This window comes from Gemmatimonadota bacterium (assembly GCA_040388535.1).
Classification (GTDB): Bacteria; Gemmatimonadota; Gemmatimonadetes; order Gemmatimonadales; family GWC2-71-9; genus Palsa-1233.
In genome coordinates, this window is record JAZKBR010000007.1 from 67,390 (window position 1) to 87,792 (window position 20,403).

Here is a 20,403-nt window from a genome sequence, read left to right on the forward strand (position 1 = left end):
TGCTGCGCCGCTAGCGCCGCGCGAGCCAGGTGAGCACCGCCGTCTGCAGCGCGATGCGCTTGTCGGACCAGGAGTGATCGGTCGGCTGATGCACCGTCGTGACGCGGGTATTTCCCAGTGCACGCATGCGCTTCACGAGCGGATCAGTGTGCGCCGCCAGCCCGTCGTCGGACGTCAACACCAGCATCGGGAGATGAGCCAGGCCTTGAGGTGCAGTATCGAATCGCCAGCGTGCCGCACCGGCATTGAGTTCCTCGGCCATACTCAGCGCAGTGACCCCCGATAGTGACTCCATATTGTCGGCCATCTCGACTGCCAGTGAGTCGCGCCGCACGGTGCCGTAAAGACCCATGTCAGCCGCAGAAATCAGGATGGCGCCACGTAGTTCCGGGTGGTGAGCGGCGGTGAGCGCCGTGACCCAGCCGCCCATGCTGTGACCGGCGATGACGATGCGCCGTGCATCAATGCCAAGCAGCCGAGCATTGGTTGAATCCCGCACAAACGCGAGCACCGCATCGGCATCCTCGAGATTACCACCGAAACGGAACTCGCCCGGACTGCCCCACGACCCGCGGTAGTTCACGGTGATGGCGTTCCACCCGGCACGCCGGACTGCCTGGGCCAGATCGAGGTTCTTTTCGTTGCCGGGGAGCCCGTGAAAGAACACGAACGTGGGGTGCCTGCCAGCGCCCGAGGCCAGATAGGCGACCCCGTTGATCTTCACGCCGCCTGAGGGGATATGCAGCACCTCCATGCGAGCTGGATGGGCACGATCGCGCGGTGGATCGGCACTGATCGCCCGCGGCGCCTGTGCGGAGAGGGACGACACCGTGAGCGTTACGACAGTCAGACCAAGGAATGCTCGCATCCGGATCTCCTCAAAGTGGGTTTCCATTCCTGCTGCACACCTTTAGAACACGATTCTCACGCCCGTGCCGATGCCATCGCCATCACCGGCGATCGGCTTCCCGGCCTTGTCGAATATCGTCAGCTTGATTGTTGAGGTGTACGATTGCGCATCCTCGGACAACGTGATCGTCTCGGTGAGGACTCCGTGACCAGCCGGCCACCAATCGCCACCCTTGACTGCAGCATCACCTGAATCCGGCGTCGCCGTCGTGAAGAAGAGGTATTTCGTTTCGAAGGTTCGTGGCTTGACCGCTTTCCAGACACCATACGCCGGCGGCGAGGAGTTCGCGGCTTCGTCGTAATTGGACGACTCGGTCATGGTGCCGCCCGCGTTGTAGGCATACAGGAACTCGAGATTCTTCATCCCGGCCAACGGGCCAGTTCGAAAGGCAATCGTCGAGCGCCACGCTCCGACGAGCGTGCTGGCATCAACGGACGCGGCAGGCTGCGCGGAAGGGCCGTTCCTGCAACCAGCGATCAGGAGAACTGCAACAAGGGCAACGAGCCGGGACGGTACGCCGAGATTCACTTGGGCTCCATTTGCGGTGCGGGATTTACGGGCCCGCCCAGCAGGTCGGGGTAACCGGCGATTCTCGCCGCGATATCAACGTACACCCCAGTGAGCGGGCCTGAGAGGAACGCCGCCAGGATGTCGGCCGCGGCCTGCTGGGTTGCCGCGGGCCCACGTTCGCCGCCCGTCATTTGGGCCAGGAGCCAGCGACCCGGCGGGGCGAAGAAGAACGGCGCATCGGTGAAGGAGAAGTGGTTCGCGTGCACCAGCTCGTAGCGGAAGCCTGGTGCGGTCATGTTCGCGAGCAGCTTGCCGTTCCCGCTGCGGAACAGGTCGCCGTGGGGGGATTCGATAAGGTCGCTCTGCAGCAGCAGGAAGGGGCGGGTCAACTGGCGGTCCGGCAGATCACCATACGGAGTGCCGTCAATGTTCGCGGCGGCGACGACGCGCGGGTCGTCGCTCAGCACCATCGCCGAGACCGCTCCCCCGAACGAGTGGCCGATCACCGCCACCTTCGAGGTTTCGATTCTGCCGCCCCGCAACGTCGGCGACAACACGTCCGGACGCGCGATCTGGTCGATGACAAAACGGATATCTGCGGTCCGCACGAGCTGCTGGTCGGCCATGTAGCGGGTGCGGTCCCGCTGGCCCGGCGCGAAGTTCTCCTGAGTTCCCACCACCTTGCCGTTGGGCAGCTGCGTCACCCCCGACTCGAAGGGATGATCGAGCACCAGGACGACGAAGCCGCGGCTCGCGAGTCGGGTCACCAGGCCGGTGTAGACCGCGCGCGGCGCGCCGTATCCCGGCGAAAAGATCACCACCGGCCAGGGCCGAGCGCTCTCTGCCAGCGGCGCCGACGCCTCGGCGTGGGAGTCGATCTGGCCGTAGCGATGCAGCAGGAAGCCGGGGAGGCCGCTGACCTGGCTCGGCATGTTGTCAGTGCCGTCGATGTAGGGGAGCCGCGCACCATGGCCCGATTGCTCGGAGCGCGTCGTGGGATACCAGGCCTGAGCAATCACGCTGCGCCGGTCGCTCGAGTCGGCGGTATGCGGCTCGCTGCGCGATGTATCGGTCCAGCGGTAGACCTCGGTTCCCACAGCGTAGCGGCCATCTGGCGGCGGCAGTGTCGGGACTGCAGGGAGGATCCAGACGCCGACGGATGCTGCGGCTATCGCGACGAGACCGATGCGACCTGCCAGTCGGATCAGGGTGCCGGTGTGCAGCGGCGGCAGGGCGCAGAGCGCTAGCAGCAGACAGGCAGGGAGATCCTGCCAGGTGAAGCCGAGGAGAAACCACTTGGCCGCCACCAGGCAGAAGCCCACGCAGGCGGCGACGATCCGCTCCCTCCCGCGCCATTCTGGCGCGATCAGCCGCCACGTCGCGAGCGCCAGCACGGCGGCGAGAAGGAGCAGATCGGGAATCAGCATACGCGAAGCAAGATACGAAGCTCGTTCACCGCGGCGAGGTGAGTACCACTTTCCGATACTCGATCGCCGTGTGATCACCCTGCAGCATCAGTGGCCCCGGCCCCCCCTCATCGCTGTCGAGCGCGCCACCGGTGATGCCAGGAATCTCCTGTTGCACGATGATCGCGACACCGTTGAGGACGACGGTCACGAGTCGCCCGACCAAGGTGATGTCGCACGATTGCCATTCGCCAGGTGCGAGCGCCGCGTCGCGGTTGGGCGTCAGGAATCCATACACGCCGCCCAGGTGATGACTGTCGAGTTCCATCCCCTTGCTGTCTTCCACCTGCACTTCGTAACGGCCGCGAAGGTAGATGCCACTGTTGCCGCCCTTCGGAACCCTGAACTCAACGTGCAGCTTGAAGTCGGTGAAGCGGGCCTCGCTGATCAGATTCGACCCAGGCTTGGCACTCGTGAGAATTCCGTCCTTCACGATCCACTGGTTCAGGCCGGTGGCCTTCCATCCGGTCAGGTCTTTGCCATTGAACAACGCGACTGCAGCTCCCCACGCGGGTGCCTCGTGGCGGAGCGCAGGCGCCCGCACGGCCGAGAATGGCGAGCGTGTCCCAGCGGGGTCAGTGAGGAAGCCAGTGAGGGTGCCGCCGTCCAGCGCTCCTTCGACGACGAGATCACCGGTGCCGCGTTCCCACTGAGGTGGAATCGCGAAGTGCACAGCGCCGTCCTTGAACTCCACTCGGGATATCGGACGCGCGCTGCCGAACTGACCGACGAATCGGCCGACGAGGGTGCTGTTCCCCGACAACTCGACCTCGAGCCACGACGGATAGGAGCCACCGGTAGAACGCACCGTGAGGTCCCAGCGACCGACGATCGCGGGCGGCGCAACCGGTGCCCCTTGCGTGGGCGGGGTGCGCGGCGATGCCAACGGGATGAAGAGCGCGAGCCCAAGCCCCATCAGGAGGTGGTGTCTCTTCTGAGGGCGATCGACCGTGTCTTGCTGCTGCATGCGCGGGCTCCGTTGGCGACCTGTCATTGCTTGAGATGACGTTTCAGAAAACCGATGGTTCGACGCCAGGAGTCCATCGCGTCCCGCTCCGAGTAACTCGGAGCCCAAGGGGCATTGAAGACGTGCTGTGCGCCAGGGTAGAGGTGCATCTCGACGTCGCCACCACGGGCGCGCATCCGGTCGAACAGCCGATGCGCGAGCGCGACCGGGACTTCGCTGTCGGCCTCGCCGTGCAGAATCAGCAGGGGTGGAAACCGTGGTATCTGGTCGTCCGGGGGGTCCGCGTCGCTCCCGGCACCATAGAAATCTACGACGGCCTTGATGTCCGGTGTCGAGCCAGCAACGGAGATGGCCAGGAACGCCCCGCGGGAATAGCCGACCACTCCGACAGGCATGTCAGCGACGGCTGGTGTGTTCTCGAGGTAGGCTACGGCATTGCGGACGGTGGCCTGCCACACGGGCCAGTTGCGGCCCTCGGCCGTCGGTGATGCGCCCCGACCACTCTCCGCGTAATAGTCGATGGCCAACGCGACGAAACCAGAGTCGGCAAAGCTCCTGGCGAACCGCGCGTAATCCGGGCGCCAGCCATACGATCCTGGCAGCAATAGCACGGCAGGGTGCGGGCCCGGTGCTGCGGGCACTTCAAGGATGCCCCACACCGCGGGAGAAACGCCGGGACCAGTGAGCCGACGCGGTGCCGGCACTCCGCTGGTGCAAGCGGCAAAGAGGAGTGGCAGGGGAAGCAAACTCAGCCCTGAAAGCCGCACGAGTCCTCGCGACAGAGGTTGGGCACCGCCGTGGTCCGCGAGTGCCGAATGAATCTAGCGCGCGCAGGCGCCCCCTCTGCATTGACAGGAAACCTCGGCCCCGGCAGCCCTGGCCCCCTGCAACCCTTTTCGCCCGCCGGTTGTCTTATCTTCAGATCATCTGAAGGAGGCACAAATGGCGACCGACAACGGCGAACTGCTCCAGGGCACCCTCGAAATGCTGGTGCTCCGGACCCTGGCCCACGAACCGATGCACGGCTGGGGCATTGCCCACCGGATCGAGGAACGTTCGGGCAATGTCTTCCTGGTCACGCAGGGGTCGCTCTACCCCGCCCTCCTGCGGATGAAGCGCCGAGGCTGGCTGAAGACCGAGTGGCAGATCACCGAGAACAACCGCCGCGCCAGGTACTACGCCCTCACCGCCGCCGGACGGAAACAGCTCTCCGTTGAACACGGCGGCTGGCTCCGCACCGTCGCCGCCATCAACCTCATCATGACCGCAAACTGGGCCGGGGCCGACGCATGAGCATTCTCTCCGACATCGCCGTCCGACTTCGCGCCCTCTTCTTCCGTCGTGCAGAGGAAGCCGAACTCGAGGAAGAGCTCCGCTTTCACGTCGAGATGGAAACCGAATTCCGGGAGCACGCCGGCGTGAGGGACCGCGAGGCCGCTCGCCAGAGTCGCATCGCCCTCGGCGGTGTGGAGCAGGTGAAGGACGCCGTCCGCGACGCACGCGGGACGCAGATGTTCGAGGAAGCGCTCCGCGACATCAGCTACACCCTGCGCAACCTCGGCCGGAATCGCGGGTTCGCGGCGGTGGTGATCCTCACGCTCGCCGTTGGCATCGGCGGCACAACGGCGGTCTTCAGCGCCGTCGACCACGTGCTGCTCAAGCCACTGCCGTATCAGGAGTCGGGTCGGCTGGTGCGGATCTACGGCACCAGTACCCAGGACCTCGCCGGGCACAACTTCCTCTCGCCGGTCTACTTCGGTGCCTACCGGAGCCAGCTCACCACCGCTGAAGGCGTTGCGGCGATCTACACCTACAGCAATGTCGGCGCCGACATCGGCAGTGGCGATCAGGCCCGCCGCGTTCGCCTGCTCTACACCAGCGCCAACTACTTCGACGTGATCCGGGTACGCCCCTCCCTCGGCAATTCGTTCGCGCCGGAGGACGAGATCGGCCCAGGAGTTGAGGACAATCTCGACGCAGCCCCGGTGACCGTCATTTCGCATCAGGTCTGGCAGGACAATTTCCAGAGCGATCCCGGCGCTGTGGGCAAGTCATTGCTGATGAACGGCAAGTCGTATCGGGTCGTCGGCGTGATGCCCGCAGGATACGAGGATCCGATCGCCGGCGCCGTCGACGCCTGGGTGCCGATTGACCTCCGGCTGGCGACGGACCCGACACAGGCGGGCAACCACTACCTGACGGCGATTGCTCGGCTCCGTGGGGGCGTATCGATCGAGCAAGCGCAGGCTGAGCTTGGTGGTGTCGCGGTCCGGCTGGGAGAGCAGTATTCGGGGCAGAAGCTCGAGCGTGCCCGCCTCGATCCCCTCAAGGACGACATCGTCGGTTCCTCGAGCCGTGCGCTGGAGGTGATGCTCGGCGCGGTCGGGCTGGTGCTGATTCTCGTGTGCGTCAACATCGCCAACCTGATGCTGGTCCGCAGCTCGGAGCGCACCCAGGAGTTCGCGCTGCGATCGGCCCTCGGCGCTGGCGGGACGCGGTTGCTCCGCCAGCTGCTGGTCGAGTCACTGACGCTGGCGATCGCCGGCGCGCTCGCTGGCTTCCTGGTCGCGCGATTCGCCGTATCGGCAATCGTGGTGCTCGGCACCGGCACGATTCCGCGACTCAATACCCTGACACTCGACCCGCGACTCCTCGGCTTCTCGCTCGTCCTCGCCGTGGGCTGCGCCGTCCTCTTCGGGCTGACGCCCGCCATTCGCGCCGCGAGAACCCAGCCAGGCAATGCGCTGCGCGATCAGACCCGCGGCGGCACCAGTGGTGGGCGCGCGCTCCAGTTTCGCGAATGGCTGGTGATCTCGCAGGTCGCCATGGCGCTGGTGCTGATGGTCGGCGCAGGACTACTGCTCGCCTCCTTCCGCGCGCTCGGCGATCTCGATCTCGGCATCAAACCCGCGAACGTGCTCACCTTCGAGCTCAACCTCCCCAGCGTGCGATATGACTCCACTGCGCGGGCCGCATTCTTCGAGCGCTTCGCCGGAGAAGTTGCGGCGCTTCCGGGTGTCAGCGCTGCCGGCGGAATCTCCAGATTGCCCGCGACCGGAGCGTACCATCAGTGGGGAATGGCCGTCACCAGCGGGCCGCTCGTGGGTGACGCTCAGCGGGGCCGGACCGGCGCCCAGAACCGCGTTGTCTCCGGGGAGTACTTCCGTGCAGTCGGCATCCCGCTCCTCGAAGGTCGGTTCTTCGATGCCCGCGATGACAATCGGGCCACACAGCACGTGATCATCAGCAAGACTCTCGCGTCGCGGCTCTTTCCCGGTATCAGTGCAGTGGGCCAGACATTGTCGCTCTCACACGGATCGGAGATCATCGGTGTCGTGGGCGATGTATCGGTCACGAACGAAGGGCGCGAGGATGGTTACGTCTATCACCCGCATCAGCAATTCGCGGGCGACCGCAACTGGCCGTTGCAGCAGGTAATTCTCTTCACCGGGGATCGCACCACGATCGAAGCCGCGGTGCTGCGTCAGCTCGCCACTGATGACCCTCAGCTGGTGATGTACCATCCGATGATGCTCGATGCGGCAATCGGCAAGGGTGCGTCGCAGCGGCTCTTCACACTGCGGCTACTGGTGGCCTTCGCCGCCATGGCACTCGCCCTCTCCGCCCTCGGTCTGTACGGCGTGCTCTCCTATGGCGTGAAGCTGCGCACCCGGGAGTTCGGCATCCGGATGGCGCTCGGCGCGGCGCGAGGAACGATCAGCGGGATGGTCCTGCGGCAGGGACTCATCGTCGCCGCGATCGGTGTGCTCGTCGGGCTTCTTGGTGCAGTCGCGCTGTCGGGCGTGATGACGGCGATGCTCTTTCAGGTGAGCCCGCTTGACCTGCGGGTATTGGGGGGTTCGGTGTTGTTCCTCGCGATGATCGCTGGGGCGGCGGCGTGGTTACCGGCCCATCGTGCGACATCGGTCGATCCGCGGAGCGCGTTGCAGTAGCGGTATCGGCGTCAAGCGTTACGCCGGCCCGCCTTCTGCGCGTGATCGCCAGCCCAGATGTCAGCCCTCCGACGCGCCGAATTGGCGCAATAGCGCATCCATGGCCGGGTCGCCGCTGGGGTATTCCGCGTCCTCGACACGAGCGCCGGCCCGCAGGAGGTCCTCGACAATCTGCGCGTGCGCGGGACGAGGCTCGTGCACCGCCGCCCAGACCGCCGTGCCCAGCACCGTGCCGTCATACATGCTTCGGCTTTCCAGCGGCGCGCCACGCTGAATAAGCAGCCGTACGATCTCGAGCTGACCGCGATTCGCCGCCCAGTGAAACGCGTTGAGCCCTGTCGCCGCACCCGCCGCAGGGTCAATCCCCTGCGCCAGGAAATACTCGGCAACGCGGATCTCCCCCAGGAAGCAAGCGCAGGTCAGCGCCTCGGCACGCACGTCGGGGGTGGCCACCAATGCACCGCTCTCATCCCACTGCTGCGCGAGGGGATGTGCGCCCTCGAACGCAGGCGCCATTCGGGAAAAGTCTCCGGCGCGTATGCCGTCGATGAAGCCCTGAACGGTCATGGAGTGATCCCTTTCAGCAATTGCTTCGGGAACCGGGCGACTACGTGAAGCACCCCGTCGACGACCTCGGCAATGTCGTATTGCACCCCGGTGCCCATCAGGAGCGCAACTTCACTGCGCGTCAGCTTGTAATCCTGTTCCAGCCAGGTCGCGAGGCGGGTAGTGGCCGAACGAAACGCCTGGTCGAGTGACCCACCCATACCTGACGCCATCAGGAATGCAGCATCCTCGGCGCGAGGCATGCCGATGCGCTTTCGTCGAATCAGCTCAACCGAGAACTCAACGTCCATCGACGTCTCGAGGGCGTCGCCGGTCAGTTCGCCGTCACCCTGTGCCGCGTGGCCGTCACCCAGATAGAGGTAGGCGCCGGGCTGCGAGATCGGCAGGTAGATCGTCGTCCCTTCGCCCAGGCGATTGTAATCCATGTTTCCGCCGAACGAGCCTGGCACGCCGGTACTCCGCACCTCGGCGCGTCCGATACTCCCCGGCGCAACGGCGATCGATCCGAGAATCGGATGGAGAGGCACTGTGTAGTGGGTGAGCTTTGCGCTCGGCGTCTTCAGGCGGACGATGCCAGCGGCAGCATCGATCGTCCACGTCGCGGGGCCGTCGCCGCCGCCATTCCCCCCACTCGAGCCGTATCCAGGCTCGAGGGCATCCGGTGCGATTGTCGCGCCGCTCACGGCCCACGACCGATTCGTGCGGACGCGCAGCAGCCGGATGACGAGCACGTCGCCGGGTAGGGAGTTCTCGATGTAGAACGGGCCGGTCAGAGGATTTCCGCCCTCCGAGCGACGCTTCCCCGCCGAGTCGATCCCGTCGGCGCCGATGGTCTCGGTCCGCACCGTGTCACCTGACCAGAGGTGGGCCAGCGGACGTGGCGTTGCCGAGACGACGCGAAAGAACTCCGCGGGGTGCACCGTCTGGCGCGTTGGTGTCGAGGAACGACGCTCGCTGTCGCGCACCATCCAGAGCACGCGGATGGTGTCAGGGCCTTGTATGCCGCGTCCGACGAGCGAGTCGCCGGACCAGCTCGCGGAGATCGTCATCGCGTACTCGCCTGTTTGATCGGCCCCCATACCGCTGAGCGTGATACCAGACGACGTCGATCGCCCCTGCAGGCGCAGCTGATTGGGTGCGGTCACCGTGAGTGAGTCACCCCGTGTTTGCAGTTCGACCCGGAGCGGCGTGTCGATGCCGTGCGGTTGCCGTCGCCACAATGTCCAGTTGCCGTCGAGAGTTGGCCGATTGGACTGCTGGGCGGAGAGCGACCCGGAGACGAGCATCGCGACGGCGGGAAGGAGCAATGCGCGATTAACAATGGCTCGCAGTTCCTTCATGGACTCACTCCCTTGGCTCCGTCGAGGTCGACGAAGCACTGTGCCGAACCGTGGCAACGGCATCCGTGATGGCCTGGACGACGAGGTCTGGTTGGTCGAACTGTACGTAGTGACTGCTTCGCTCCGCAACGATCAGGTGACCGTTGGAGGATGTCTGCGCGAGTTCACGGTGCAGTCGGTGCCAGACCGCTCGATTGGAGTCGGCGTCGCTCTGGGTGCTCCCAGGACGAAGGCCTTCGGGCAGGTAGCTGCCGTCAACCACGTACAGGGGAATATCGAGCGGACGTCGTGCCGCGCGGACTTCTGCCGGGCTTCGCGTGCGGAATGATTCAAACTCATCGCGCAGCGTCTGGAACCACTGGTGCCGGTAGCCGAGGGTAATGGCCAGTGGCCGTTGGCTGGCAGCCGCCGCGTTGGTATCTGCCGCGGAGGTGCGCGTGAGTCGCTGGAGACCAAAGACGGCGCGCGTCGCTTGGTGGCGCATCTCACTCAGGTATCCATCGTAGGCGTCGCTTTCCGAGGCTGTCCACTGGGGGAACTGCTCCTCATGCGACGGATCAACGAGCACGAGCGCCGCGACCTCTGATGGGTACGTGTAGGTGAAGAGCCGCACATTCAGGCCGCCGAATGAATGCCCGACGAGCACATAGGGTGGTGAGAGCTGTGCCGCCGTGAGCAGTGCGTGCAGCTCGCGTACGATCTGGGCGCTCCCGCGCGGCGTGGGCCCAGCGTCGCTGTACCCTAGCCCGGCCCGGTCGTAGGAGCAGACCCGGGTGCTGCGCGCGATCACTGGCTGGATCGATCCCCATGCGAGCCAACTGTCGCCGAGCCCGGCATCCATCACGACGGTGGGACTGCCGGTGCCCTCACAGACGAGGTGGAGGCGGTAGCCACCGACATCGATCATTCGGCCGGGGGGCGGGTATCGCCGGAGATCGCGAGCGGAGCCGACCGACTCGTAGGTTGCGCCCGAGGCGACCAGGATAAGGGCGAAGGCGCCGATCGCAACGATCCCTTGGATCCCCCGACGTACCCACCTGCTCCGCCGGACCAGTACGGCCTGCGAGGTCACTTCGAGATCATACCAATTGTGCCGAGCCACTTCTCCACCAACGGCGGCCAGTTGGTAATCGGATAGCGCGTGCGCCGCAGTCCGAACGCGTGCCCGCCCACCGGATACCAGTGCGTCTCGACCGGAACGCCTCCCTTCTTGAGCGCCGCCGCATAGACGCGCGAGTTCTCGACCGGATCGACGGGGTCATTCTCCGCCTGGAGCAGGAATGTCGGCGGTGTGTTGCTGGTGACCCGAATGTCGGGGTTCAACACGAACCTTCGTTCGGGTACCGCCAGATGCCCGGGATAGAGCGCGATCGCGAAATCGGGGCGGCAGCTCTCCTTGTCGGCCGCATCCACCGCGGGGTACAGACGTTTATCGAAATGCGTGCTCAGCGCCGCGACCATATGCCCGCCGGCTGAAAAGCCGATGACGCCGATCTTGTGCGGATCGATATGCCACTGCGCGGCGCGGAAGCGCACCAGCCCGACGGCTCGCTGCGCGTCTTGCAGCGCCGTCCGGCAATCCCGGTACGGCCCCGTCTTGAGGCACGGCACCCGGTACTTCAGCAAGACACAAGTGATCCCTCTCGGCGTGAGCCAGTCGCAGACTTCGCTCCCTTCGAGATCGATCGCCAGGCCGCTATAGCCCCCACCGGGGAAGACGACGACCGCCACGCCCGAATTGCTGCCCACCGGCGAATAGACGGTGATGGTCGGCTGTGAGACTCTATCGATATAGATCCACGGCTTGCCGCCAACGAGCTTCGGTTTGCCGGCGGCATCCACCACCGTCACGGATACCTCGGCTCCCTTCATCGGCCGCGCGTCAGGAATCGCCCCGGGCCAGATCGGGATTTGCGTGTGGCCCGGCGATGGCTGCCAGGGGGCCTGCCCTGCTACGCGCCCGGGCATTCCGGCCGCGAGGGCCAGCATAACAAACAGGCTGCGCGTCATCCGCTTTCTGGTCGTTGCACGAGAAACTCTCTCCCTAAGGCTTCCACGAAGTCTTCACGACCACCTGCGTGGCGGGCTGGGTCAGCAGGTTCAGCGATTTCAGTGCTCCCTCGCGCTGCATCGGGTCGTCGGGTATGATGGCGCACATCGGGTTCCCGGGGCTGCTGGGATGATACGTCGCCTCGATGTAGTTCTTCCAGCCGTTCTGCACCGGCGATTGGCCCGTGGCCATCGTGAACATCGCGTTCTGATAGAGCGGATACTTCCCCGACGCATCCTTCGCGAGGCCGAGGTACTGGCAGAAGAATGTCTGCGCGGGAAACGGCCGGCCCATGAAGTCCTTGGTGGGATAGGTTCCCGAGGCCGCCGGTGCGGCGGCTGTTGCGGCGGGCGGAGGAAGTGGCGTGGGCGCCTGAGCCGCTGCGCCCGGCGCGAAGTCCCAGTCGAGCTGGGTCACCTTCGGCTTCAGGTTCGCATACATCTGCGCCTGACCGTCGTAGATCGCCGCGTGGGCAGCGGGGTCCGCCGGGAGGAGGAGACAGCCAGGACTCGGGAAAAACCAGCCCGGGTGAAGACTCTTGATCTGGGCGATCCACGCGTTGCTCAACTCGCCGCCATGGTCTCCTGGCTTGAGCCGGAAGACCTTGCTGCTGAAGAAGTAGCTGCTGTCGGGCATTCCCGGGCGTCGGACGGTCGCGATGGCGAAGCAGCCGTAGGCCAGCGTGATGCCGGGAGCGGCCATCGTGAAGCCGGTCTCGACAACCTTTCTGCCCTGGGCGCGAAACTGAGCATACTGTCGCTGCATATCGGCCTGCAGCTCGGGGAGCGGTCGTCCGTCGGGACGCGCCACCGAGCAACCCACCCTCCCCTTGTATCCGTACTTGGCGAGCAGGTGTTGCTGGAAGGCGTTCTGCGCTTCAGCCGCGAGACCGGTCCAGTCGAAGAACGCGGTGGCATAGGTCGTCTGCGGGTCGGCCTGGGTGTCGCAGTACCAGTTCCCCCGGACAGGGCGGTCGAACTGGGCCAGCAGGGCCGAGACGCCGAGGGGCGCGAGGAAGGCGACGAGAAAGAGGGTGCGAGCGGCGCGGGACATGGGGATTCCTCCGGAGAGCCTCCCGAAAGCTACTGCGATTTCAAGAGGCCGGTTGGGGGGGCCTTGGCCTCAAACGTCTGCACGCATCGGTACCGTCGGCGAAGCGAACGGGCGGCGACTGTGAATCACTGAGGCAATGGTACCGGCCTGGGGCGACGGCCGAGCAGCAGGATGCAAACTGCCAGGACCAGATTGAGCAAGGCGATCGTCGCCAGGATAGTTGGGCCAGACGACGCGGAAGCGGCTGGAAAGTCGGGGACCCAGAGAGAGGCCGCACTCGCCCGCAGACCGGAAGCGTCCTGCGCAATGTTGGTCGCCGCGTGAAAGCCCAACGCGAGCGGGAGGCTCCGCCAGCGGGCAAAGATCGCTCCGAACACCAGCCCCGACGTGAACACGCCCGCGATCACGCTCAGCCACGGCAGTCCCGCCTGGAGATGCAACAGCGCGAAGGCGCCGGAGGTGAGCAACACCGTCACCACGGCGCCACACCGGTCGGCGAGACGCACGAAGGCATAGCCGCGATAGACCAGCTCTTCCCCGACATTATTGAAGAAATTGAAGGCGCACGCACCCAGGAGGGCGAGGCTAGCGAATGCCGGGTTTGGGCGCCAGGTCGCGCCGGTCGCGACGGCCACCAGAACGAGCCACACGCCGGTGAGGGTGCAGCCGGCGACGAACCCGATACCCAGCCGCTGGAGAGGTCGGTCGCGGGCGGTGAGGCCCAGCACCGCAGGCGAGAGTCCATCGAGTCGGAGAAAGTGAGCCGTGAGCCACCCGGCGCCCAAGGCGAGGACCAGGACCGCGATGACCCCGCCGGTCGGGGAGTTGCGGCCGGTCGGGGGGAAGTTGAGCAGGAAGAGGTAGACCAGGACGCAGAGGGCAGCGCCGAGGGCGAAGAAGAGGAGGCGTTTCCACAGGTTGCCCATAGCACACCTCCGAGGGAATCACGACGATGCGGTTTACTGCCGCGTCCCTGACGACTCCGCACGTGCCCACACCAGCGCCACGATGGCGGCGCCAAGAAACATCCCGGTGCCGATGAGACGCACGACATCCACTGGCCGGATGGTGGCGATGGTCGGGCGAGTGAGCACGTTGGCCAGACCCAGGAGACCAAAGACGACGAGAACAAGGGGGACTCGAAAAGATTCGCGGCGTGAGCTCATGGATTGTCACCTCTTAAGCGTGGTAAACGAGGATTCGGCGCGCGAAGTGGCGCCCTACACCACCAACGATTGCTAGAGAGCGACCGGTTACTTGCGAAGGAAGTCCGCCGGTGTCATTGCGCGCACCGGGAACGCCTTGAGCACCGCTCGGTCCGTCGTGACGAGCGGAACGTCCAGCACATTGGCCAATGCGACATATTCGCAGTCATAGGTCGTACAGGTCGAGCGGGACGCAAGCTCCAGGACCTCCTGGGAATCCACCTCGCCCTCCCGCCCGCCGAGGACCTCGTCCGCCTGCCCAAGCAGGGCAACCGCCCGTGCGACTGTCAGGTCTCCCCGCATGACGTACTTGTGCACGACACTGCGGAGCTCGCTACGCCACAGGGTAGGTGCCACCCACGTGGGGTCCTTCGCAAGCACCGCCTCTGCCTCCTCGGTGCGCTCACCCGGCATGACCAGGTACGCGATGAGGTTCGCGTCGGCCACAATCATGCGCGACCCGATTCCCGAGCGGCCCGCAGTTCCTTGTCCGTGAGATAAAGGCCCTTGAGTCGGGCGCGACTGCGCCGGAGCGTCGCGAGGAGCCTGGTTGGATCGCCAGCGCTGGCCTCGGTGAGGGCGCGCTCGACGGCGAGGATGGCCTCACTGTTGATGCTTCGCCTATGCTCTGCTGCTCGTGCCTTCAGCTGGGCGTAGAGCGAATCTGGCAGGTTCTTGATCGTCAGGGTCGCCACTGGGGCCTCCTTGCATCCGTTATGGATGCAATATGAAAGCACTACCAGGCCGGGTCAAGACCACAATTCGCTATCACCACCCTATTCCGACGCCTGCGCCGCCTCGAACAGGAACCAGGTCCGCCGCTCGGTCTCGTCGATCCACACCTCGATCAGCGACGCGCTGGCCACGTCCTGATGGGTATCGCAGACGCCATGCGCCTCCCGCAGCCGACCCGCGAGGTCCTTGTTGTCGCCCCGCAGCTCGGCCAGCATGTCCATCGGCGTGACATACTCCGCGTCGTTGTCGAGCACCCGCTTGGTCCGCGCAATCTGCCCGATCGATCGGATCGTGAGGCCGCCGATCTTTCGCACCCGTTCGGCCAGCGGATCGGTCATCGCGAAGAGCTGATCCGCCTGTTCGTCGAGCAGCAGGTGGAAATCGCGGAAGTGGGGTCCGCTCATGTGCCAATGGAAGTTCTTGGTCTTGAGATAGAGGGCGAAGACGTCGGCCAGAACCCCATTGAGGGCGGCGGAGACGTCCTTGACCGCGCGCGGCGGGAGGTCGGTCGGGGTCTGCAGCGGGAGGCCGCGACGGCCCGTGAGAACCGCGCGCTTCGAGGGAGAAATCCGTGACATGGTTGGCGCTCCGGTGAATGGTGAACCGGACCATACCAGCCGGGCCAGTCGCCGACAATAATCCGAATGGGGTATGCGAAGACCTCCCGGTCAGGCGATTCCAACGGGTGCCGTAGCGCGTATCATTTGCTGTTGATCACTTCCCGTTCCCTCTCCCCTCTCTTGGAGCATCGCCATGTCAAACAGTCCCGGGAATCAGCCGCGCGAAGAACGGATTCCGACCAGCGACGGACTCGAGCTCTTTGTCCGCTCCTGGCGGCCAGCCACCGCGCCGAAGGCGGTGGTCGCGATCGTGCCCGGCTTCAAGGCCCACAGCGGCTACTACGGCTGGGTGGCGTCTCAGCTCGTGGCCGCCGGCCTTGCCGTCTACGCCGTGGATCTTCGCGGGCGCGGCGAATCCGATGGCGAGCGGTTCTTTGTGAGCTCGTTTGACGAGTACGCCCATGACGTCGGACAGCTCCTCGCCCTCGCCCGCTCCCGCGAGCCGGGGCGCAAGCTCTTCCTGCTGGGCCACAGCGCGGGAGGCGTGGTCTCGTGCGGCTATGCGCTTGAGCACCAGCAGGAACTCGCCGGCTTGATCTGCGAGAGCTTCGCCTTCCAGGTGCCGGCGCCCGATTTTGCCCTCGCGGTCCTGAAGGGGCTGAGTCATCTGGCGCCGCACGCCCACGTGCTGAAGCTCAAGAACGAGGACTTCTCGCGCGACCCCGAGGCGGTTCGGGTCATGAACGAAGATCCGCTCATCGCAGACGAGACCCAGCCCTCACTCACCGTGGCCGCGATGGCACGCGCCGACGAGCGATTGAAGGAAGCATTCCCGCAGTTCACCCTGCCGCTGCTCATCCTGCACGGCACCGCCGACAAGGCCGCCAAGGCGAGTGGCAGCCAGTTCTTCTTCGACACGGCAGGCTCGAACGACAAGACACTCAAGCTCTACGAGGGGCACTACCACGATCTATTGAACGACCTCGGCCGGGAGAGCGTGATGGCCGACATCGTGACCTGGCTCGACGCGCGGCTGTGATCGCAGCACCGGGGCGACCCCGCGGAGGTGGGCGCGAATCGTTTCGAGGAGTCTTTGACTACCTCGGTCTGGAGAGGCGGACCTGCGCCCAGCACGAGGTTGCCCGCATCCAGGATCTGCCACGGCTCGCCCGCTTCCTGTTCAATGAGGGAGACTTTCGTGAAGGTGATGGAGAGCGGCGCGGCCAGAGCCTCGTACGTCGAAGGGAGATTCCACGGGGCACGCGGGTTCCGCGGATGGGCGATCGTGATGTGGGCCCGAGAATGCTGGATTCCCTCAGATCGCAGCAACGCGACACGCAGCCGGTGGTACGCCTCCTGCCCGGCAATGCAGGGCAGGAGCACGCCGTGTTCGTCGAACGACTCACCGGGCCCGAATTGCAGCGTGAGCGGGGGCTGGCCCATTGTTGCCACGCGCGCGCTGAGCTCCGCAGTGGAGATGCCGGCAAGCTCATCGTCGCGACAGAGAGTGACGTGCGCGGGGATGAGCCGGTGTTGAACGGGGTCCATTCGCTCCCTGATCGGTTCGAGCACGGCAGCAACACCTTCGGGCACGAAGAGCGTCAGTTGTCGGCGACTGCTTTGGCGCACCCTACTCCACGTCACGGCTTGCCGCCGATTACGTATCCGAACTGCAACTGGCCGAACGTGATCACCGTCAGCAGGTTCGAGACGATTCCCTGGACGCACTGGACATCGAGGCCGGCGTCGCGCAGTGTGGCGGCGTACTGGCGGGTGTGGCGCACGTCCAGGATCAGCACGCGGCCGCCCGACTTGAGCACCCGCGCGATTTCGCGCACGGCAGTCTGTCGCTCGCCGGCGTTGTAGATATTGTGCAGCGCCATGCTCGAGAGGACGACATCGAAGCTCGCGTCGTCGAACGGCAACGTTCGGGCATCGCCGGTTTGCACCTCGACCTTGTCGGCCACCCCTTCGATCATCGCGTTCTCGAGTGCCCCCGCAGCGCTGTTGCCGCTGAGATCCTCGGCCTGCCACTTGTCGATTCCGACCGCGCGGCCGGTTGAGAGTCGCTTTGCGGCGCCAATCAGGAACAATCCCAGCCCGCACCCCACATCCAGCACCCGCTCATCACCACGCCAGGCAATCTTGTCGAGATACTCTTCGCGCTCGCGCACCTTGCCGATCTTGCTGTCGTAAATCATCCACAAGGCCATCGCGCCGCAGCTCAGGCCGGCCCCCATCAGCGGCCTGGTGATCGAGGCGATCGGGTCTTGCCTCGACCACAAACCCAGCAGCCGGGTGACCAGCGAGATGATTCCCAGCGCCCCGACGATGAGCAGATTCCGCACCACCAGCGGAGCGTCCAGGCCGTAATTTGGACGGGGATTCTCTTTCATCCGATCAACTCCTGCGGATTGTGTCGCCGGCTCCTAGTCTTCAATTATTGGAGCGCCGTTCCTCAAGGCCAAGTCGACTTTTTCTCGAGCCACTTTGATCTCATCGGGAGAATGTCCCTGCCAATGCGTGACTTCAGCCACCACCTTGAAGCCATTCTGTGCCCGAAATGAGTTCGTGGGATTTCCGGGAAACTTCTTGTCGGTGAGATTTGGATCGTTCTCAATGTCACCCACCGGCTCAACGACATAGATCCTGCCGGGACCGTCGCCAACCGCCAGCTCCGCTCCCCAGATCGCCACATTCAAATTTGACGACGCGTAGACGAATTTCGCCCGCCGCTCCCCGTAATTGGCACGATTTCCGGGGACGATCAGATCTCCGATGCTCAGATGGGATTTGGTGCCGTGGAAATAGCTTTGAATGAAATTGGGGTGTTGGTCTGTCATCTCTTCACCACAGGCACAAGGTGAGTCGGTGTGACCGCCATATCATAGGCCTGCCCATCGGGTCAGCATGGGGCGACCAAGACGGCCATCCACGCCGAATCAGCACCTTCACGGGTCTACCTCCGTCGGCCTGACCTGAATCAGGCCGGCGTCGCGTAGGACTCGAGGAAGCCGCACCCGGGGCAGCGATAGGTCGTGACAGGCACGCGCTGATGTCCCTTGAGCTTGACGCCTGTCCAAAAGCTTGGTTCGGGCGCGCCATCGATCCAACTACTCCGCGTCCCGGTAGCGTGGGCTTGATAATCCAGCACAAAGCCGGCCTCCATTGCTTTGCCACACTTGGCGCACGTTGGTTCGCGGTCTGTCATGGTGTCAGCTCCGAGGATTGATCGTGGTGCGCGGCGATGGACGATGTTGGACTCTTCAGATCCGCTATGGTTCGTCCGCGCTCGGCCCGTAAATCTGCGGCACCGTGGACCCCATCGGTCGCAGGTACGTGGTGATCTGTCCGCGATGATGCACAATGTCGAAGAGGAAGCTCCAGGCCATCGTCGATGCGGGCCGCTGCGTGCCAAAAAACTCAAGCGTTCCGTCCCACCGCGCGTCCGCCAACTTCTCCCACCGGCCGGCCATTCCCTCACTCTGCTCCTCGTACGCCTTGAGCACTTCCTGCATTGTTTCCGGCAGCGGCGGCGGCGCCCATTCTGCCTTGCCCGTCTCGAGCGCTTCGATGATCATCTTCTCCTCGCATACGATCTGCCAAGCGATCTCGTGCGCGGTACGCGACTTCGGATCCGGGCGGTAGTCAGATCCCTCCGGGATTTTCGCGAGCACCTTGCGGGTTGTCGTTGATTCGTTCATCCAGAATGTCGTGAAGAGCGCTTTCTCGTTCATACTATCTCCTGTGAGTGCCCTGCCGAGCCTCAGCTCATTAATCCTTCCAGTATCCCGTTCGGCGTGACCTTGAGAAGCAGCACCTTGGGCTCCGACGGCGGAGCGCTCATGGGCTCACCGGGCTTTCGCCCAATGAAATTAACGTGGAGCTCCCGAGCGTCAGCGCGGATCTGCATGGACTCCGGGGCGATTCGGTCGCCAACAAGGAACGCATTGGTCGTAGTGTATTCCGAGGGCTTCTGCAACGCGACCACCACGTAGTAGAACGTGCCGCTTCCGCCGGCATCCTGCGTAACCCAAAATGCGATGTCCTCCAGTCCGTCGCCATTCAGATCTCCCACTGCCTCCCGACCCAGGTAGCGGGTCGTGGTCCTGGCGGAGGAGTTCTCTATTGGCGCGCTCGAAACGCCGTTGACGAGGGTGATCAACGCCCCGTTGATGGTAAAGGAGGCGTTCTGGCCGAACATCGCAGGCGCCACAGGGCGTTGGGCGGAGCTTTCGCTTTCCTTCGGGCTTTGCCCCGGTGAGCTACAGCCCCCGAACCCCAAAGCCCCGAGAATGACTAGACCAACGGCCGTCGCTCGTGTCATGACAGCAAACCCTTGCTAGGCTGCCGCTTTCGACGGACGCGGCATGTGTATCAAATGCTTTCGGAAATTGAGGACCGTTCCCGCGAACACGTTCGACACGACGAACGCAATGGGCAGTCCCGGCTCCACGTCGAGCACGACTTCAGCGCTGAATCCGCGGGCCGTGAGGAAGGCGGCAGCGGCGTGCGCCGCCGCGGCGGGGTCGTCCGCGACCAGCCCGATGCTCGCGGAGGCCGAGCCGAGTCGCTGTACGACAGCGGGGTCCGGGTAATTGATAATTGTCCCGTCCCACATGATGGAGCGCAGTACACCGCCCGAATCGGCCTGGAACCGCTCACGCACGCCATGCTGTGCGAGCAGTTCGATGATTGTGGCCTTGGCCGCCGGAGACGCCGCGGAGAAAATGCGAGAACCGACGTCCGGAAACGGTAGTGGATTGCGGCCCGCCAGGATCAGCGCGCACCACGCGACCAGGAGGAGCACAAGGACAAGTGCGGGAACACCGAGCCAAAGCGGAACGAACATCTACTCCTCCGGGGTCGGCCTAACGACTCTGCGCTTCTGCGGCGAGGCCAGCCGAGGCCGCCGCCCTCCCCAAACCTATCTAACGCGGCGGCCTCGGGGCTTCTGGCCTCGCCCGCAGCAAGCGCGGGTCAGGTAGCGCAGTCATCTATCGCACTGTGATGACTCGGATCATGCCAAGTTCACTATGTAACCGCGAAGTGTCTGACTGTGCGAACCCACACACCAGGAGGTAGGT

Annotated in this window: 24 protein-coding genes; 3 read left to right on the forward strand and 21 right to left on the reverse strand. The window is 64.8% G+C overall.

What is annotated here, in order from left to right; genetic code table 11:
- Positions 1-10: 10 nt before the first annotated feature.
- Genes V4558_13710 through V4558_13730 form a run of 5 tightly spaced genes read right to left on the reverse strand, consistent with a single transcriptional unit; the run spans position 11 to position 4,557 of the window.
- A complete protein-coding gene (locus tag V4558_13710; protein ID MES2306560.1) occupies positions 11-868 on the reverse strand; it encodes an alpha/beta fold hydrolase in 858 nt (285 codons plus the stop codon).
- Between the two features lie 42 nt (positions 869-910).
- Positions 911-1,438, reverse strand: coding sequence for a hypothetical protein (locus tag V4558_13715; protein ID MES2306561.1), 528 nt, complete (start codon positions 1,436-1,438; stop codon positions 911-913).
- The gene (locus V4558_13720) at positions 1,435-2,847 is read right to left on the reverse strand and encodes an alpha/beta fold hydrolase (protein MES2306562.1); all 1,413 of its coding nucleotides are present in this window, start codon (positions 2,845-2,847) and stop codon (positions 1,435-1,437) included. The genes V4558_13715 and V4558_13720 overlap by 4 nt, the downstream gene beginning before the upstream one ends.
- 25 nt (positions 2,848-2,872) lie before the next feature.
- Positions 2,873-3,853 carry a DUF1080 domain-containing protein gene (locus V4558_13725; protein ID MES2306563.1) on the reverse strand — a complete coding sequence of 327 codons (981 nt, stop codon included), beginning with the start codon at positions 3,851-3,853 and terminating at the stop codon, positions 2,873-2,875.
- A 23-nt stretch (positions 3,854-3,876) separates the two neighbouring features.
- Positions 3,877-4,557 (reverse strand): dienelactone hydrolase family protein, encoded by a 681-nt coding sequence (locus tag V4558_13730; GenBank protein MES2306564.1) that lies wholly within the window; start codon positions 4,555-4,557, stop codon positions 3,877-3,879.
- Between the two features lie 238 nt (positions 4,558-4,795).
- On the opposite strand from V4558_13730, the gene V4558_13735 reads away from it, so the two are divergent.
- On the forward strand, positions 4,796-5,146 hold the full coding sequence (locus V4558_13735; GenBank protein MES2306565.1) for a PadR family transcriptional regulator: 351 nt from the start codon (positions 4,796-4,798) through the stop codon (positions 5,144-5,146).
- Positions 5,143-7,806 (forward strand): ABC transporter permease, encoded by a 2,664-nt coding sequence (locus V4558_13740; GenBank protein MES2306566.1) that lies wholly within the window; start codon positions 5,143-5,145, stop codon positions 7,804-7,806. The genes V4558_13735 and V4558_13740 overlap by 4 nt, the downstream gene beginning before the upstream one ends.
- Before the next feature lie 60 nt (positions 7,807-7,866).
- Here the strand turns inward: V4558_13740 and V4558_13745 are convergent, their stop codons facing one another.
- The 10 genes from V4558_13745 to V4558_13790 all read right to left on the reverse strand — a co-directional run bounded on the left by V4558_13745 (position 7,867) and on the right by V4558_13790 (position 15,334).
- A complete protein-coding gene (locus V4558_13745) occupies positions 7,867-8,373 on the reverse strand; it encodes an ankyrin repeat domain-containing protein (GenBank protein MES2306567.1) in 507 nt (168 codons plus the stop codon).
- The gene (locus tag V4558_13750; GenBank protein MES2306568.1) at positions 8,370-9,713 is read right to left on the reverse strand and encodes an acetamidase/formamidase family protein; all 1,344 of its coding nucleotides are present in this window, start codon (positions 9,711-9,713) and stop codon (positions 8,370-8,372) included. The genes V4558_13745 and V4558_13750 overlap by 4 nt, the downstream gene beginning before the upstream one ends.
- Before the next feature lie 4 nt (positions 9,714-9,717).
- Positions 9,718-10,815: an alpha/beta hydrolase gene (locus tag V4558_13755; GenBank protein MES2306569.1), complete on the reverse strand. Its 1,098-nt coding sequence runs from the start codon at positions 10,813-10,815 to the stop codon at positions 9,718-9,720.
- The gene (locus tag V4558_13760) at positions 10,782-11,723 is read right to left on the reverse strand and encodes an alpha/beta hydrolase (GenBank protein ID MES2306570.1); all 942 of its coding nucleotides are present in this window, start codon (positions 11,721-11,723) and stop codon (positions 10,782-10,784) included. The genes V4558_13755 and V4558_13760 overlap by 34 nt, the downstream gene beginning before the upstream one ends.
- Before the next feature lie 34 nt (positions 11,724-11,757).
- Entirely contained in the window at positions 11,758-12,816 is a 1,059-nt protein-coding gene (locus V4558_13765) for a hypothetical protein (GenBank protein ID MES2306571.1), read from the reverse strand.
- Between the two features lie 125 nt (positions 12,817-12,941).
- A complete protein-coding gene (locus V4558_13770) occupies positions 12,942-13,742 on the reverse strand; it encodes a type II CAAX endopeptidase family protein (GenBank protein ID MES2306572.1) in 801 nt (266 codons plus the stop codon).
- A 33-nt stretch (positions 13,743-13,775) separates the two neighbouring features.
- Positions 13,776-13,982 carry a hypothetical protein gene (locus V4558_13775; protein ID MES2306573.1) on the reverse strand — a complete coding sequence of 69 codons (207 nt, stop codon included), beginning with the start codon at positions 13,980-13,982 and terminating at the stop codon, positions 13,776-13,778.
- 87 nt (positions 13,983-14,069) lie between these two features.
- Positions 14,070-14,474 (reverse strand): type II toxin-antitoxin system VapC family toxin, encoded by a 405-nt coding sequence (locus V4558_13780; protein ID MES2306574.1) that lies wholly within the window; start codon positions 14,472-14,474, stop codon positions 14,070-14,072.
- Positions 14,471-14,716 (reverse strand): Arc family DNA-binding protein, encoded by a 246-nt coding sequence (locus V4558_13785; GenBank protein MES2306575.1) that lies wholly within the window; start codon positions 14,714-14,716, stop codon positions 14,471-14,473. The genes V4558_13780 and V4558_13785 overlap by 4 nt, the downstream gene beginning before the upstream one ends.
- 81 nt (positions 14,717-14,797) lie before the next feature.
- On the reverse strand, positions 14,798-15,334 hold the full coding sequence (locus V4558_13790; GenBank protein MES2306576.1) for a DNA starvation/stationary phase protection protein: 537 nt from the start codon (positions 15,332-15,334) through the stop codon (positions 14,798-14,800).
- 175 nt (positions 15,335-15,509) lie between these two features.
- On the opposite strand from V4558_13790, the gene V4558_13795 reads away from it, so the two are divergent.
- The gene (locus V4558_13795; protein ID MES2306577.1) at positions 15,510-16,355 is read left to right on the forward strand and encodes a lysophospholipase; all 846 of its coding nucleotides are present in this window, start codon (positions 15,510-15,512) and stop codon (positions 16,353-16,355) included.
- Here V4558_13795 and V4558_13800 read toward each other — a convergent pair.
- The 6 genes from V4558_13800 to V4558_13825 all read right to left on the reverse strand — a co-directional run bounded on the left by V4558_13800 (position 16,277) and on the right by V4558_13825 (position 20,168).
- Positions 16,277-16,945, reverse strand: a complete 669-nt coding sequence (locus V4558_13800; GenBank protein MES2306578.1) for a 2'-5' RNA ligase family protein — start codon at positions 16,943-16,945, stop codon at positions 16,277-16,279. The two genes, V4558_13795 and V4558_13800, sit on opposite strands and share 79 nt — an antisense overlap.
- Before the next feature lie 11 nt (positions 16,946-16,956).
- Positions 16,957-17,712 carry a class I SAM-dependent methyltransferase gene (locus V4558_13805; protein ID MES2306579.1) on the reverse strand — a complete coding sequence of 252 codons (756 nt, stop codon included), beginning with the start codon at positions 17,710-17,712 and terminating at the stop codon, positions 16,957-16,959.
- Between the two features lie 33 nt (positions 17,713-17,745).
- Positions 17,746-18,159, reverse strand: coding sequence for an NAD(+)--rifampin ADP-ribosyltransferase (arr, locus tag V4558_13810; GenBank protein MES2306580.1), 414 nt, complete (start codon positions 18,157-18,159; stop codon positions 17,746-17,748).
- A gap of 432 nt (positions 18,160-18,591) precedes the next feature.
- Entirely contained in the window at positions 18,592-19,053 is a 462-nt protein-coding gene (locus V4558_13815; protein ID MES2306581.1) for a DinB family protein, read from the reverse strand.
- A 29-nt stretch (positions 19,054-19,082) separates the two neighbouring features.
- Complete coding sequence (locus tag V4558_13820) at positions 19,083-19,520, reverse strand: hypothetical protein (GenBank protein ID MES2306582.1); 438 nt, start codon at positions 19,518-19,520, stop codon at positions 19,083-19,085.
- Positions 19,521-19,658: 138 nt separating this feature from the next.
- On the reverse strand, positions 19,659-20,168 hold the full coding sequence (locus V4558_13825) for a hypothetical protein (GenBank protein ID MES2306583.1): 510 nt from the start codon (positions 20,166-20,168) through the stop codon (positions 19,659-19,661).
- Between the last annotated feature and the right edge of the window lie 235 nt (positions 20,169-20,403).